Source organism: Peribacillus sp. Aquil_B1 (genome assembly GCF_022603275.1).
In the GTDB taxonomy this organism is placed as follows: Bacteria; Bacillota; Bacilli; order Bacillales; family DSM-1321; genus Peribacillus.
Genome location: NZ_JAKXEE010000001.1, coordinates 2,337,968 through 2,354,463 on the forward strand (window position 1 = coordinate 2,337,968; position 16,496 = coordinate 2,354,463).

Genomic DNA, 16,496 nt, shown 5'->3' on the forward strand with positions numbered 1-16,496 from the left:
TTCTCATTGCTGCTAGATGGTTAGAATACCTTGTGCAAACATCTTTCTTAATTCTTTCTTATCAATTTTTCCAATCGGCGTTAATGGAAACTTATCAAGAAAATAGACTACTTTAGGAACCATATACTTTGAGGTTCTTTGTTTGCAGAAATCAATTAATTCCTCACTCGTACAGTCCAGCCCTTCTTGCAGTGATGCAACGACACACACTACTTCTCCCCAATCTGGATGGGGAACACCTATGCAAGCACTTAATGCAACAGAAGGGTGCAGGTTCACCACCCGCTCAACTTCTGAAGAATATACGTTCATCCCGCCTGAAATGATCATATCTTTCTTCCGATCTACAATATAAAGGTAACCGCTTTCATCCCATTTGCCAATATCCCCAGTGTAGAACCAGCCATCACGGATGTATTCTTGGGTAAGATCCGGTCTTTGATAATAGCCTGCCATCATCGCTGGTGATTTTACGATTATTTCTCCAAGCTCGGTTGGTTTTACATCATTTCCATCTTCATCAATCAGTCGAACTTCGGTAAGAATGCACGGTTTCCCACAGCTTTTCAAAATTTCAGAATTGTTATGATAAGCCCATACATGAGCGCTCTTCGATAGTCTGGCAATGACAATATTGCATTCTGTCATGCCGTATTGCTGGCGCATGATAGGCCCGAATACTTCAAAAGCTTCTTTAAGGCGCTTTTGAGAAATTGGTGACGCGCCGTAGAAGATATTGCGCATGGAGCTCATATCATATTCCATCTTCTTTGTCTGATCAAGGAGCCTGTATAACATGGTCGGTACCATGAATGTCGTCGTGATTTTATGTTCCTTTATCGCCTGAATGAATGTTGCAGCGTCGAATGAGCCCATCACATAGACATGGACGCCTGAAACAAGGGATCTCCAAAGTAATGAACCGGCTGAATGCACAATGGGCGTACTTAGCAATACCCGGTCACGGTCGTCCAGCGGGTCTTCGATAGCGGCAGAAAGTATGGCGGCGCCGAGTCCTTTCTGGGAATGCATGACGCCTTTCGGTGTACCGGTTGTCCCGCCTGTATATGACAGAAGGGCAATGTCTTCCTCTTCCGCTAATGGCAAGTCTAGATTATTTATGTCGCGAGGCCATTGAAACTGTTCAAACTCCTCCGGATAATTAATATGGAAGCCTGGGAGCCCAATGACATGGACATCTTCCTTCTTCATTTCTTCCAAATACTCAAAAAAGGTGTCAAAGTGTGTCTGTGTAGCTATTATTACCACTTCTGGTTTTGCTTCCTTTAAAATGAATTGTATTTCTCGTTTCCCCAGTTTTTCACTTAATGGCACTAAGGTGGCTCCACATTGCTGGATGGCCAAACCAAACATCACACTTTCCAAACTGTTTGGAATGATGGTCGCTATGCGGACACCCCTTCCTGCACCTAAACGAAGTAGATAAGAAGTGATAAGTTCTGTTTTCTTCCATAACTCGCCGTAGGTTAGCGTTTCACCGTTTGGCAACAAGGTAATAGCAGGCAGTTCGCCGAATCGTTTCATTCCTTTATTCAACAGTGACTGAAATGTCATCTTGTGCAGCATCTATATTTCCTCCCTCGAAAAAGGTTTTACCCTTTTAATAATGCTTTGGCAATTGTATTTTTTTGAATTTCTGAGGTTCCGCTCAGAATACGATACATCCGAGCACTCCTGTACATTTTTTCTACTGGATGCCCTTTTACCAAGCCTTTGGAGCCAAAGATTTGGACAGCCTTGTCAGCCACACGGCAATTTACTTCTGAAGCAAACAGCTTAGCCATGGACGTGCCGGCTCGATCCTCTTTTCCTTGATCAATTTTTTCAACCACATCATAGACCATGCACTTTGCTGCATAGATTTCAGTCGCCATATCTGCGAGCATATGCTGAATTGCCTGGAAGTCACCGATGGGCCGGCCATGCTGGACTCGCGTTTTGGCATGTTCAATTGATAAATCGAGAAGGTGTTGAGCCATTCCGATAAAGCCGGCGGCATGGGAAGCGCGATTTGTGTTTATTCTTTTCAATCCGAGCAGCAACCCTTTTCCTGGTTCTCCGATTATATTGGAGGCAGGCACTCGACATTGATTGAAATTCAATTCAGCATGTATGCGTTCTCCTGAAAGAGGAACTTGAATGTCTCCTAGTTCAAACCCCGGATGTTGGGGTGTTTTTTTATCAACTAGGAAAGCGGTGATTCTTTCTTTTTCTCCTTTCCGGGATTCTTTCGCTATGACAATGGCAAAATCAGCATAGGGAGCAGCACTGATAAAATGTTTTTTTCCGTTTAATAAATAATCATTTCCGTCTTTAACGGCTGTTGTTTCGATAGCGAATGCATCCGAACCGGCATTTGGTTCTGTTAAGGCAAAGCAGCAGCTCGCTTCTCCCGTTACAACGGGCATCACATATTTTTCTATTTGCTCCGGTGTAAAACTTTCCAACATCTGACCAATTCTTAGCGGCCCGCCAATCTCGCCGATAACCTGCCCCCATAAAACCGCTCCGGAACGGGCCAATTCTTCTTTAAACATGCATAAGCCTTTTAAGCTAACATCTTGTCCGCCATAAGTTTCAGGGAGGTTAATTCCGTAAAAACCCAATTCCCTGGATCGCTTCCTTGCCCATTGTATGGATTCCATCGGGACATCTTCTTCAGCGTTCAATCCATGCTCCTGTTCATATGGCAGCAATTCATTTTGGATGAAATCCTGCAATTTTGTTTGAAGTACCTCTAATTTCTCTTCCTGGGACGTTACCATAAGTTTCCCCTTTCGATGTTTATTATCATTAAACTTTTTAAATATTTAAAATGTTATAAAATTAATTTTAAATGTAAATAATATTTAAGTAAAATAAGGATATATGATATAAATATAAAAAATATTGAAGTAAATAAAAAAATATTAGTTCCCTATCATCATAGGAAACTAATATTTAAGAGTAGTATAGAAATCGAGACATTTAATAAACTCCCTGGAAGCTTTTGAAAAATACTGCTTCTTAGAGCGAACGTAACCGAATTCCATTGTATCATTTTCCAGTTCCACCAAAGGAATGGCAACAAGCTCCCCGCTTAGGAAATAGGGGTCGCTGTTTACTCCAATATCATAAGAAAAGGCAATCGCTAATCCCTCAGCGACGGTTTTTTTGATGATCTCTGTATTATTCGTGAAAAACAAAATATTCATCTCACCGTAATGATCAAAAAAACCTTTAATGAAAGACTTCATTCTTGGACCATTGTAAATGACCAAATTTTGGTCCATTAGCTCCTTTGGGGTTATACTTTTACGGTTCACTAAAGGGGAGTTCTTACTGACCATCACAATCACTTTAGCTTCCATCAAGGGCTGGAATTCCAGCTCAATTTCTTTTGGTTTAACCTTTGGGATATTCAATAGCCCGATGTCTATCTTACCATTCAGTACTTCTTCGGTTATCTCTTGTCCCCCTTTTTCTTCAATGACGATTTTCACCTCGGGATACTTCTTCTTAAATAAGGCCAGGGATTTAGGCAAAACCGTTAGAAATAACCCTTGTGTAGATGATAGACGTAACTCTTTTTCCATCGTATCTGTATGTATTTGGGCACTGTCTCTTATTTCTTCCAATTTGCTTAATACTTCAAGAGCTTTCTGGATGATTTCCTTTCCGTCTTCTGTAGGTATGGTTCCTAACCTTGACCGCTTGAAGATTTTTATACCTAATTCCTTCTCCAAACTCGTAATGGCCATGCTGATTCCAGATTGGGAGATATGGAGGCTTTCTGAAGCCGTGGAAATCGAGTTAACCTCGGCTACCTTGATGATATATTCCAATTGTTCAATATTCATGTTTCATTCTCCTTCTAGCCTATTACTAATATCATACCTCGAACAGAAAGCCCTTTCAATTTTAGAGAAGTGGATTCAGGACACTTCAAACGGTCTCATCGAAAGCAGAATGCCCGTTTTATATAATAGTAGTTGTTTTTTCATAGTCTTTTACGGGTTGTGCCCGATTATTTTTAATAGATACGGCAACAACCGTTCCCAATAACGCTATTATCACCAAGAACAGGAAAGCGGCATTATAGGAGTCATTAAACAAACTGATAATCAAACCGAGCGCTAAAGGTGAAACTGCACCGGCAATTTGACCGGCAAAAGTTACGAGTCCGGAAGCAGAGCCCGTTAGTTCCTTTGGTGAGTATTTTATGATGATCGTATAAAGAACCGTTCCAAAGAAAGACAGTGCTATGGAGTTGAGAGTGAGATAAGTGATGATAAGTGCTATAGACGTGGCGTTAGACATTAGAAACAGAAAAATTGCCGATAATAAAGCGCCTGCAGCGGCAAGATACTTCTCCCGGTTAGCCATATGCTTATCCAGAAGCCACCCGCTTACATTAAACATCAAGAAACCAAATATATAAGGAATTGCCAATAAACCTCCGGCGGCTATTAGATCCACCCCTTTTTCTTTAACCAAATATATAGGCATCCAAGTGATCAGACCATAGTTGATAATATTTGATATAAACTTGAATGTTATGAGTTTCCAAATATTTTCGATTTTAAATAACAGTTTCAGAGCAACCTTTTTTTGTTTCGGTTTGTCTTTTTTAACCTCTTGATTTCCTTGAGGCTTTAGAATGAACCAAATTCCGAAAGAAGCCAATATCCCTAGAATTCCGGCAATGGTAAACATGCCCCGCCAACCGAATGCCACCACCATGGAAGCGGCAAGTGCCGTACCTAATATCCCGCCAATATTTTGGGCTGACAGGAAAAACGAATTTGCCCGGCCCCGTTCATCTTCCGGGAAGTTATCTCTTATAGTGGACATACTGGCAGGATAGAAAGGCCCTTCACCTAACCCGAACAGAAAACGGATGAATAATAAAGACATAAATGACCAAGCAAACCCGGTCATTACAGTGAACAAGGACCAACTAAACAAAGAAACAGCAACCATGACTCTGGCGCCATACTTATCGGTCATCCATCCGCCAACCGGTTGCATGAGTGAGTAGCTAACAAAGAATATACTAATTAAAATACCTGTCTGGGACGTATTGAGATGAAACTCATCTGCAATAGGAATGATCCCGACATTTATGGCAACGCGATCAAAAAAACTTAAAATCATTCCTACAAATAAAAGGCCGCTAATCATTATTTTTCGTTTCTTACTTGCATATAACTGCATTCCCCATCACTCCATTTTCTTATATTTTCACAAAACCTCAGTCACATAGGAAGCGCTTACAATTCCTTTCGAATGACAAAACCTAAAATTTTCTTTTAACGGTTATTGACTTATGTTCTGTAACTATTAGGAGCGTTTTATAAAAAATTATAAATGAAACTGGATGCCTACAGGATTAATTAATACATTCAAACCCACGAGACTACTATGTAGACTAGTGGGTAACCGATCCATCCTGGTTTTTAGAATATGAAGTAGTTGATTATCATGGAGTTACAATATTAACCTTTGGTTGGAATTGATCCAGCAAAGTCAGGAAATCTTTAAACTGTTTTTTATCACCGGAAATGGCAACTTTACCGGATGCTTCCATTTTGGATAGATCTTCACGTCCCAGAGCAATCAGATAGAAGGTTATTCTATCTAATGTTAATGTTGCATCAGGGTTGGATGCCATTTCCCCTTTTTTGAAGTTCAATACAGAATTATTCAGCTCAATCGTGTATTTGGTTTTCGAATCTGTAAATGACAAATTGAATGTCATATTTTTATTTTCCGCTTTTGTTCCGTTTAATTTAATGGACAAGAATTTCAGAAAATCATCCGTTGGCATATTGAGCAGTGTATCGAGATTCATCATTCCGCCACTTCCTTTCGAGTCTGCCACACCATTCCTTAATTCATCTGCGCCGGTAAGATAGAAATTACGCCACACAGAAGATTCAGCTGTGTATCCTAATTGCTCATATGCTTTAGCCAATAAATTTTTTGCTTCTGTATTTTTCGGATTGGCCATGACGACATGCTTTAAGACTTGAGCCACCCAGCGATATTCCCCTTTTTTATAATCAAGTTTTGCCCGTTTAACTACCTTCTTTTCCCCACCCATATATTGTACATATTTAGCGCCCGATTCCTCTTGTGGTAATGGATCCAAGTCGGATGGATTACCGTTGAAATATCCTAAATAAAAGTTGTACACTGCTTTTACGTTGTGTTTCAATGTTCCGTAATACCCCCGATTGGCCCAGACATTATCCAACTTTTCAGGAAGCTTTAACTCTTCCGCGATTTCATCCGGTGTTAGACCTAAATTAGCTAATCGTATGGTCTGGTCATGAATATATTTGTACAAATCACGCTGACTTTCCAACTGCTCCAAAACATTGTCCCTTCCCCATATGGGCCATGTATGGGCCGTAACCATAGCATCTATATCTTCGTTTCCAAACAGATCAACTGTTTCATCAAGTGCTTTCACCCATTTTAAGGTATCTCTGGTTTTAGCTCCCCTTAATGTATAAATATTATGTAACGTGTGTCCGGTGTTTTCCGCTACCACTAAAGTTTTGTAATCATTGATATAATAATGCATTTCAGATGGAGCTTCCGAATCCGGCGTCAATAAAAATTTAAATGTTATTCCATCTATTTCCACCGTTTGAATATCTTCCTTGACTTCCATTGTTGGAGGTAAATAGCTAAAAGTTCCGTTACTTAATCCAGGGCCAATACCAGAAGTAACAAATCCCCTTTCATTTGCGGGTAAGAGATTTCCAAACATATAACCTGCACGGCGAGACATTATATTGCCTAATAGAATGTTTTCACTTAGCGCTTCATCGTTAAAACCTGCTGGGACAATAATCGGCACCTTAGCTGGATTTTCAGCGTATTGAGCAATGCCTTTCATACCACCAAAATGATCCGCATGACTGTGACTAATTACAATTGCACTCACCGGACTTTTGGGCCGATGTTCAAAATAAAGCTCCATGGCTGCTTTGGCCGTTTCAATTGTAGAAAGTGTATCCAAAACTATTAATCCTGTCTTTCCTTCAACAATGGTAAGCACCGATAAATCCTGGCCCCGAACTTGATAAACACCATCTACCACTTTAAATAAGCCTGTTATATTTTGCAATTGAGCCTGCCGCCACAAGCTTGGATTTACAGTAAAACTTGCCGGCTGATCTTCTTTGATGAATGAATATCGATTACTATCCCAAACTACGTCACCTTTTGAATTATTAATTGGATTCATATTCAAAGGCGCAATGAACCCTTTATGTGCATTCTTGAAATCTTCCTTATCTTTAAAATTCAACTGTTCATAAAAAGCCTTATTTGCTGAAATGGTTGCATCTGTCGCCGCCATCGGCTCATCTGACGCAGCCTTTGTAACAGAAGACCCTGCCAGTAAAACAAAAACAATGGGAATGGATATAATTCCTTTAATAAAAGATACTTTGGACATTTCATACCCCTTTCTAAGTAGATATCATGTATCTATTCCGAATGTTGCAGCAGTAAACTTTCTCATTTTTTATAAATTTTTAGAATAATGTGAATTTATTTTATAATTAATTTGCCTTTAAGTATATTTCCTATTTCTAATGGTAACTTCAATTTTATTTATATAAAAAAATAACAATTCCTTTATTTGTCTAACCGAAGGCTGAACAACCAAATACAAAATGCCCCTCCCGATAGGGAAGAGCTTTAATGTATAACAATGCTGGATATTCAATTTGCTATTACTTTTCCAAGGCAAGGAGTTCGGGGCCATACCGTTTCCCGCAATTGTAATAGTAAACGGAGGTAGCCTTCATTCCTTATCGAAGAAAATCAACAAATTTAGACACCCCTATTTTATTGAATCGCTTGTTTTTCCTGACTAGCCATAAATTTCTTGTTATTTCTATTCTGGAAATACCCACTTTACACAAAAAGCCTTGCTCCAATTCCCTGGCCACTGTCAACCTTGGCAAAATGCTGATTCCAAGTCCAGCTTCAACCGCACTTTTTATCGCTTGTGTACTGCCAATCTCCATGTAGCTTTCTATTTTTTCTAAAACCCCATGCTCTCTTAACATGTTTTCTACGATAAGCCGTGTTCCGGAAATGGATTCACGCCAAATCATCCTTTCATTTCCCAATTCCTCTAGCTGAATTTCTTTTCTGTCTTTCCATGGGTGGTCGGATGGACATACCAATATCAATTCGTCTTCGGCGAACTTGTCTACAATAAAATCGGTGTTTTCCACAAGTCCTTCCACCAAGGCCAAATCAATGACATCGTTTGAAAGATCCTCCAGAACCCGGGGGGTATTTTTTATCGTTAAGGTCACTTTTATTTCAGGCTGTTGTTTTTTAAATCTCCCCAGCAAGCTCGGCAACAAATACTCACCGATAGTCAAAGATGCGCCCACTATGAGGTTTGCATTGTACTCGCCCGTCGATTGCTGGATCACTACTTTTGAATGGTTGAAGTCATTTACAATAGCTTTTGCAAAAGGGTATAACAGCTTTCCTGCTTCAGTAACTCTCAGCCTTCCTTCCTCACGGTCGAATAACAAAGTGTTATAATAATTTTCAAGTTGATGGATTTGTCGTGTTACAGCGGGTTGAGATAGGAAACTTAACCTAGCTGCCTGGCTTATGCTTCCTTCATCCACCACCAAACAAAACATTTTCAGATTTTCCAATTTCAAGAAAACGACCTCCATGTTTTTAGATAGTTTATTAAAATGATAGCATCATTAGGTAAATGGCGAAATGAAAATAGTATGATACATTCTGAGGCTATTCAATTTTTGGCGGCATTCTTTATAAAACGGATAAATCTTCTGGGTATAACGTTTTGTTATACCCGATGATTTTGTTGCAATTTACCCATCCCTTTTTCTTTGATATGTTAATAATAAGATTTAAACAAAGCATGCAAAGGAAGTGACTGATGTCAATGAAAGGGCAATGGAAAATTCTATTCCAATTATTTTGGACCTTTTTTAAAATAGCACCTGTCACATTCGGAGGCGGGTTTGCGATGATCCCTTTAATCGAAAAAGAAGTGGTCGGAAAGAGGAAATGGATGAAAAGCGAAGAAGTTACGGATGTTTTTGCGTTATCTCAGTCCGTACCGGGAGCAGTCGCCATTAACTCCGCCACCTTTATCGGCCATCGGATTGCCGGAATGAAGGGGGCAATGGCAGCCATGATCGGTGTTTCATTACCTACCTTTTTAATTGTTCTGCTCCTCGGCATTTTGTATTTTTTCATTCATGATAACCCGAAGATAGAATCCGCATTCGTAGCGATCAGAGCTTCCATAGTAGCCATCATCGCCTATGCGGCTATCAAGATTGGTAAAACGGCTATTGTAGATAAAACAACTTTCTGTATTTTAATAGCAGGAATTCCAGTCCTTTTTTTTCTGCACCCTGTGATGGTTATATTAGCAGGAGCTGTAGGTGGAATTGTGACCATCTCCATTAAGAGAAAATTAGGTTACGATGTCAAAATGGACAGAAAAGATATAGGAAATGAAGAAAATGATTTCGAACCTTACATGGGTGCTGGCATATAGGTATATCAAAAGAAGGGTCTAACTAATTTTGAAGAAAGCGTGTGATAGAATGATGGAGTTGTGGGAGTTGTTTAGCACCTTCTTTATTATCGGCTTTGTATCGTTTGGAGGCGGATACGCCATGATTCCCGTAATAGAATCGGAAGTCTCACAGCATGGATGGATGACGACGCAGCAATTTGCTGATATCATTGCCATTTCCGGTATGTCCCCAGGACCTGTCACTGCCAATAGTGCCATTCTCGTTGGCTATTCTACTGCCGGATTTGCAGGAGCCATATCATCTGTTGTCGGAATCTTGCTTCCTGCTATTATATTCGTAACCGTTATAGCCACCTTCTTTAGCAAATTGAATCAATACTCAGTTATTCAATCCATGTTCTATGGACTAAGACCCATTGTCACTAGTTTAATCCTCTTTGCAGCGATCAGCTTTGCACTTTCCAATCATATGATAGCGTTGAACTTTTCATGGCATACGATAAGCTTATTACTCGTTTTTGGATTATCGTTATTTGCCCTAATGAAATTACGCTGGCACCCAGCTTATGTAATTATTCTTTCTGGTTTAGTTGGAGTCGTCCTCTATTCATGACAAATTTCGCACACACAACCATATCATTTTGGACCGGAAATAAGTAGATAAATTGAAGACTCACTTTAATTTCTTTTAAACATTGATACTATATACGTTCGATATTAACCCATACAGAAAACACCCTGTATCCAATGATTCAGGGTGTTCAGACTGTAGACAAACTCGATGAAAATCTAGTATGTCTACAGTTTTTTTAGGGGGTTGTACAATTTGAAAGTTGAATGGAACGTAGGGCACTCGCTTTTCCCGCAGGAGTCTCGCACACCCGTTCCTCAACTTTGTTTTAGTTCTTCGATCCATCATTTCCCGGCTGAAACCGTGGAAAACCAATCAGGATGGCAATGACAGCACAAAGTCCAATTAGTATCGGGTAATATGAATACTGCAGGATGCTTATCGGAGAAATCTTTGCTACCCCTGCTGCAACAAGCAGTTGTGCCCCATATGGAATCAACCCTTGGATACAACATGCAAATATGTCAAGCAAGCTCGCTGATTTCCGCGGATCAATCCCATACTTTTCAGCGATATTTTTGGCAAGTGGCCCGGCAATTATAATCGAAATCGTGTTATTTGCCGTTGAAAGGTTCGTCAAACCAACAAGCCCGGCAATGCTGAATTCCGCGCCTTTTTTTGATTTGCTATTTCGGGTCACTAGGTGGAGTAGATAATCGATGCCACCATTATGTTTGATTACAGCTACCATACCTGCAATTAAAATGGCAAGGAAGGAGATTTCATACATTCCCGCCATTCCTTCTCCAACTTTTTGGATGACACCCAACGGTTGATAACTTCCGTCCGCCAACCCGATAATTCCGGCAAAGACGATTCCGATGGAAAGGACCAAGAACACATTGACTCCTGCCAATGCAGTGATCAATACGCAAAGATATGGAAGAATCTTCACCCAATCATAAGACTGTTGGGAGATGTCGGCTTGTTCACCCATCGTTAAAATTCCCAGGATGGCACATGTGATGATGGCTGCAGGTAAAACGATGAAAAAATTCACTTTAAACTTATCCTTCATTTTCGTTCCCTGAGTTCGAACTGCAGCGATTGTCGTATCTGAAATGAAGGAAAGGTTATCCCCAAACATCGCACCACCAATAACGGCCGCCATTGAAAGGGCAAGCGAAATATCTGTTTGCTCACTAATCCCGACCCCGATAGGTGCCAGTGCAACAATCGTTCCCATGCTTGTCCCCATGGATAGTGAAATAAAACAAGCGATGATGAAAATCCCTACCATTAATAAATTTTGCGGAAAAACGGCTAAGGCAAGATTCACTGTTGATTCAACTGCCCCCATGCCATTGGCAACTTCGGCAAAAGCTCCGGCTAAAAGGAAAATGATAACCATTAACATAATATTGGCGTCCCCGGCACCTTTACAGAAGATATCAACCTTTTGATTGAATGTCTCTTTCCGATTCATTGCCAATGCAGCTGCCGAAGCAATTGAAATCGCTACAATCACCGGAAATGAATAAAAATCTTTAGTGATGATTCCGGACCCTATAAATAAAATTAAAAATACGACAAATGGGATCAATGCCCATGGATTCCCTTTCTTGTTTGCACTCATGATGTACACCTCTTTTTATTTTTCCCGTGACATGTGTCACAGCTCTTATTTTATTAACAGTTTTCGCAAATAACACCCGTTTGAACTTGATTATCAAGTCATGGAGCTATAGCCAAGAAACTGTCAGCATAAAAAAGACCCCTTCTATGTTAACAACAAGAAGAGGTCTTTTAATTTATAAAAAACACCCTTCTTATCTTTCAGGCGAAAATCAGCCTGCTGGATTTGGCACAGCACTCCTATTAAGTCCGCTGCCGAGACATCTTCGGGCCAGTCCCTCCGTCTCTCTTGATAAGAAGATCTAAATTATATAATTTATCAAAAATTACGATGTCTACCAGAAAAGGACCAGGCTGAAAAGTTGCCGAAACCGATCTAGTTTCTGAAAGTGTCACCGAAAGTCGTTTTGAAAAGCAAATATAAGAGTACAGCATTTTGTCTATTTTCGCAAGGATTAGTTTTAAATTATTTCTCATGCACTCCTTACTGATTATAAAGAGATCTTGACATATGCAGTTAATCAGTTATTTTCATTTATCGGAAAGAGTTCATATAAAAAAGAGGTCTAATGACCTCTCAGCAAATTTGTTGTATTAGGGTCGATGAATTATTCTTTGTCGAGTTCACATCAGTCGATACCTCAAAGGCTTCCATCTGTTCCGAATCGAATGACTTTAAATACTGCTGCAGATATGCAGGATCATTATTGGTTGGATTCAACCAATCTTTTTCATCTTCTGGTTTAAGGATGACAGGCATACGATCATGAATGCTAGTCATTAGCTCATTAGGAACGGTTGTTATAACGGAGCACGAATAGACGCTGATGCCTTCAGGAGATTTCCAGGATTCCCAGATACCCGCCATTCCAAATGGAGCATGATTCTTCAGTTTTATTCGCATCGGTATTTTTCTTTCCGGTGTCTTCTTCCATTCATAAAAAGAGTCAGCGATTATCAAGCATCTCTTCTTCATATACGCATTCCTGAAGCTTGCTTTCTCAGCAATGGTTTCCGCTCTGGCATTAATCATTTTGTAGCCCACTTTTTCGTCTTTTGCCCAGAAAGGAATGAGTCCCCACCGAAGATATCCAAGTCGATTCCTTGCCCCGTCATTAATGACGGAGAGGACGGATTGGGAGGGAGCAATATTGTAGCTGAATTGGTATTCCTCATCAAACGATCCTTGAATATCAAACCGATCTTTTATTTCTTCAATATCAGTGAAAAGAGTAAAACGTCCACACATACTATCGCCTACCGTATTAGAATTTATTACAGTGTAACAAATCACACGGGCAGGCACAAATCAGCGTTCTAAAATCCTGATGTCGGTAAATGGTTGATTAAATAATTCGCTGGAAATCAAAAGAGTTCCAAGGACTTCTCTTTCATCTTCAGCTTTAATGATTTCCGACAAGATCAAGGTACTGCCATTCCTGACCGTCACTTTATATTCATTCATAAAAAAATCCCCCCTAGATGGTTGTTATTATAAACCAAAAACCCACAAGTATCATAGTGAACTTTGGCCGAGTCATGGTTAAACCAATAACGGGTAGGCAAGCAATTGCTGGACCATTAACCCGTGTAAATAAGGCGTAAAAAAGACCGTCCATGAATGATTCACGGACAGCCTGGGTGCTGTCAAAGGTTTTAGCCTCAACTGATAGTTGATCATGGAGATAACATTGAGGAAAGCTGGAAGGACCAAATTCGAATTGCCCCTCTTCCATGTCCACTCATTATTTAAAATGCAGCAAAACTTCATTTATTAAATGTGCTGCTAATGTTACGGTTTTATTATTTTCGTCCAACGAAGGATTCACTTCCGAAATGTCAAAGGAGAGAATCTTTTCATTTGATACGATATGCCTAATAATCGCACGGACCAATTTCGGGTTCAGTCCAAACGGAGATGGTGCACTTACCCCAGGTGCATAGGCTGAATCAATAACGTCCGTACATAATGTTAGCATAATGTAGTCATTTTTATTAACGAATTCATTTATCCGCCGCTTTGTTTCATCCATTTCGTTCAATGACAAATCTTCTTCCAATATGTAGTCGACCTTACTTCTCTCAGCGGTTTCAAACAGTGCCTTCGTATTCCCCTGCTTCTGAATTCCGACACATAAATATCCACAACTTTGATCTTCGTCCAAAATCTGCTTAAACATCGTTCCTGATGAACTTTCTTTTTCATAAGGCCTCATATCAAAGTGCGCGTCAATATTAATGATCCCCAATCTAGCTTTCGGTCCAATGGATTTCCTAATTCCAAGATAATGGCCATACAAGGTTTCGTGTCCTCCCCCAAGTATGATAGGAATCGCTTTAGTCTCCAATATTCTGTCAATAGCCGATCCCAATTCGAATTGGGCGGCCTCCATCTCCGTACTTTCACATATTACATCGCCAGCATCCACCAGCTCGGTATGGATCGGTAAATGACAGGGTAATTTCGCCAAGTACTGCCTAATATGATCAGGACCCTCAGCAGCACCAATCCTGCCTTTATTCCTTTTGACGCCTTCATCACATTTGAAGCCAATCAAACCAAAGGTCTTTGATGCATTGGAAGAGATGGCCAATTCCGATATTGGAGCCAACCGTACTCTTTGGTGGTATCTAAAGCTGTCCAGGTCAGTTTGGGAGTCAATTCTTCCATTCCAATAGTTTGAAGTCGGGTTAGTATACATAATTTCTCCTTTATTTAAAAAATTCCGAAATATCTTTTTAAAAAATTATAAATGAGATAATATATAATTACCAATACAAAAATTCAATATATCTATAGTTTAAAGCTATAGTAAGGAGAATAAATGGATCTTCGTCAACTTCGGTATTTCACTACTACCGTCCAGGAAAAGAATTTTTCAAAAGCGGCAAAAATGCTGCATATATCACAACCTTCCCTAAGTAATGCCATAATGAAATTAGAAAATGAAGTTAGTTTACAGCTTTTGGAACGTAATACAAGGGGTCTTGAGCTTACGGAAGCAGGAGGTCTTTTTTATGCGAGATCTGTTGATCTGTTAAGAAGATTCGATAATATGCAAGTGGAGCTTAAGGAAATGAAGGATGTTGGAAGCGGAACAGTATCTATAGGTTCCATAGAATCATTCAAATTTTGGTTCCCGAAGATAATCAGGAATTTCAAAATCAATTATCCTAATATTCATATAAAAATAAGTGAAATATTAGGGGAAGAGAAAGTTTTCGATTCGTTAAATCGATATAATGTTCATTTCACCATCACGAACCAGCCCATCAACAATGATGAAATCCTGTCCACTCCCCTTTATAAAGAAAAATTCATGCTTTTGATCCATAAAGATGACGAGTTAAATGAAAAAGAGTCCATCACTTTCCAAGACATTGCAAAGAAAGAATTGATCATCAGCACAACTGGATTTCAAACTAGAGATGATATCTTAAGAGCGTTTAAGGATGAAAATGCAATTCCGAATATCCTATACGAAATAGAAAGACTTGAAACGGCTTGCAGTTTGGTGGAAGAAGGTCTTGGGGTTACAATTTTACCGGAAAGCTATATAAAATCCGCTGCAACCCCCAATACTGCAATTCGTTCGATTGATTCGAATTTTTTGGAAAGGACTGTTTACCTGGCCTTTTTGAAAGATCGATATCTATCTCCTGCTGTATGTAAGTTAGTCGAGGACATACATTGCTTTTTTAGGTGGGATGTTAGGAACGATACCTAAATGCTGATTCTCTAATTTAATGGGAAAGACACCATGGCTCATTGTGATTCACTTTATATAAAGAAAACACTTTAGACTTCCTGCCAATGAGCTAGATTCCCCCATCATATTTGCAGGAGGTTCATGTGTTTTCACTCTCCATCCATATTGTTTTTCCTCACTAATTAATAACGTCCTAACGCTCACACTTCAATGCCAAGTAAAATACGTGTTCAATAAAAATTCATTAAGCGCTTTTTAGGAAGTTCTTATTCCCTCTGCTTCACATCGCAAGATATAAAAATACTGGATAATTTCCTTTTCATTTAGGATAGATTTTTTTAGTCCTTGTAAAGTACGCATCCCAACTCTTCTATCTATCAGAGAAAGAATCTTTAAAATCATATCATCTGATTTTAAGTAAATTTCTATTGGTATATTAAAATATTCTTCAACCGCATTAAAAAAGTCATACTGCGCAAAAATCCCATCTGCTTTAATCATTTCATGTGCTTGTATCCCTATCTCATAGTTCTGATTTCCATTATAGACATCGTATTCAATACTTTTGGCATTTCTTATTTCATTTTCTTTTCTGAACATTTCTCTATCAGATGTTATCGTACACATATTTAGGATTTCCTTTTTATCAACAGTAATAAAAGCTCGTCCTAATCGGTCGTGAGCCTTTCGATAATTCGTAACAGTAAACTGAACTCTATTTTTTAGAGAGTCACAGATAAAACTCTCTAACTTTTTCTTTACTTTACTCCATTGTTGATTACGCATGTTTTTATTCTCCTTTACAGTTTTCAATTTCCACAAAAGCATATTTCTTTCATTATACTATCTGCTTGATAATGAACTGTAGAGGTATATGTTTAAAGAGTCAAAATCTACATAAGTTTAGCCATCTTTATTTTTGCGTTCGGTCACTTCTTGAAATGCTTGTTCACTTGCAGAAAATGATGATGCAAGTAAATGGATAAAGAATTCTTTCAATCGATGTATTTTT

Annotated in this window: 14 protein-coding genes and 1 riboswitch; of the genes, 3 read left to right on the forward strand and 11 right to left on the reverse strand. The window is 39.2% G+C overall.

What is annotated here, in order from left to right; genetic code table 11:
- Positions 1-12 precede the first annotated feature (12 nt).
- From MPH60_RS11475 to MPH60_RS11500, 6 genes are all read right to left on the reverse strand, one after another.
- Complete coding sequence (locus MPH60_RS11475) at positions 13-1,587, reverse strand: class I adenylate-forming enzyme family protein (RefSeq protein WP_241588803.1); 1,575 nt, start codon at positions 1,585-1,587, stop codon at positions 13-15.
- 26 nt (positions 1,588-1,613) lie between these two features.
- Positions 1,614-2,786 carry an acyl-CoA dehydrogenase family protein gene (locus MPH60_RS11480; protein WP_241588804.1) on the reverse strand — a complete coding sequence of 391 codons (1,173 nt, stop codon included), beginning with the start codon at positions 2,784-2,786 and terminating at the stop codon, positions 1,614-1,616.
- 168 nt (positions 2,787-2,954) lie between these two features.
- Positions 2,955-3,860: a LysR family transcriptional regulator gene (locus MPH60_RS11485; protein WP_241588805.1), complete on the reverse strand. Its 906-nt coding sequence runs from the start codon at positions 3,858-3,860 to the stop codon at positions 2,955-2,957.
- A 118-nt stretch (positions 3,861-3,978) separates the two neighbouring features.
- Complete coding sequence (locus MPH60_RS11490) at positions 3,979-5,217, reverse strand: MFS transporter (protein WP_241588806.1); 1,239 nt, start codon at positions 5,215-5,217, stop codon at positions 3,979-3,981.
- 265 nt (positions 5,218-5,482) lie between these two features.
- Positions 5,483-7,474 carry an alkyl/aryl-sulfatase gene (locus tag MPH60_RS11495; protein WP_241588807.1) on the reverse strand — a complete coding sequence of 664 codons (1,992 nt, stop codon included), beginning with the start codon at positions 7,472-7,474 and terminating at the stop codon, positions 5,483-5,485.
- A gap of 358 nt (positions 7,475-7,832) precedes the next feature.
- Positions 7,833-8,711 carry a LysR family transcriptional regulator gene (locus tag MPH60_RS11500; protein WP_241588808.1) on the reverse strand — a complete coding sequence of 293 codons (879 nt, stop codon included), beginning with the start codon at positions 8,709-8,711 and terminating at the stop codon, positions 7,833-7,835.
- A gap of 245 nt (positions 8,712-8,956) precedes the next feature.
- Between MPH60_RS11500 and MPH60_RS11505 the strand changes: the two genes are divergently transcribed.
- On the forward strand, positions 8,957-9,586 hold the full coding sequence (locus MPH60_RS11505; RefSeq protein WP_241588809.1) for a chromate transporter: 630 nt from the start codon (positions 8,957-8,959) through the stop codon (positions 9,584-9,586).
- Positions 9,587-9,635: 49 nt separating this feature from the next.
- Positions 9,636-10,181, forward strand: a complete 546-nt coding sequence (locus tag MPH60_RS11510) for a chromate transporter (RefSeq protein WP_241615827.1) — start codon at positions 9,636-9,638, stop codon at positions 10,179-10,181.
- Between the two features lie 286 nt (positions 10,182-10,467).
- Here MPH60_RS11510 and MPH60_RS11515 read toward each other — a convergent pair whose 3' ends face one another.
- The 4 genes from MPH60_RS11515 to hutG form a co-directional block, all read right to left on the reverse strand.
- Entirely contained in the window at positions 10,468-11,775 is a 1,308-nt protein-coding gene (locus tag MPH60_RS11515) for a Na+/H+ antiporter NhaC family protein (RefSeq protein ID WP_241588811.1), read from the reverse strand.
- A gap of 190 nt (positions 11,776-11,965) precedes the next feature.
- A riboswitch (SAM riboswitch) is annotated at positions 11,966-12,073 on the reverse strand.
- 278 nt (positions 12,074-12,351) lie between these two features.
- The gene (locus tag MPH60_RS11520) at positions 12,352-13,023 is read right to left on the reverse strand and encodes an SOS response-associated peptidase (protein ID WP_241588812.1); all 672 of its coding nucleotides are present in this window, start codon (positions 13,021-13,023) and stop codon (positions 12,352-12,354) included.
- Between the two features lie 60 nt (positions 13,024-13,083).
- The gene (locus tag MPH60_RS11525) at positions 13,084-13,239 is read right to left on the reverse strand and encodes a hypothetical protein (RefSeq protein WP_153246094.1); all 156 of its coding nucleotides are present in this window, start codon (positions 13,237-13,239) and stop codon (positions 13,084-13,086) included.
- 280 nt (positions 13,240-13,519) lie between these two features.
- Complete coding sequence (hutG, locus tag MPH60_RS11530) at positions 13,520-14,476, reverse strand: formimidoylglutamase (RefSeq protein ID WP_241588813.1); 957 nt, start codon at positions 14,474-14,476, stop codon at positions 13,520-13,522.
- A gap of 123 nt (positions 14,477-14,599) precedes the next feature.
- Between hutG and MPH60_RS11535 the strand changes: the two genes are divergently transcribed.
- Positions 14,600-15,502, forward strand: coding sequence for a LysR family transcriptional regulator (locus MPH60_RS11535; RefSeq protein ID WP_241588814.1), 903 nt, complete (start codon positions 14,600-14,602; stop codon positions 15,500-15,502).
- Between the two features lie 237 nt (positions 15,503-15,739).
- On the opposite strand, the gene MPH60_RS11540 is transcribed toward MPH60_RS11535, so the two are convergent.
- Positions 15,740-16,270, reverse strand: a complete 531-nt coding sequence (locus MPH60_RS11540; protein WP_241588815.1) for an SF0329 family protein — start codon at positions 16,268-16,270, stop codon at positions 15,740-15,742.
- Positions 16,271-16,496 lie beyond the last annotated feature (226 nt).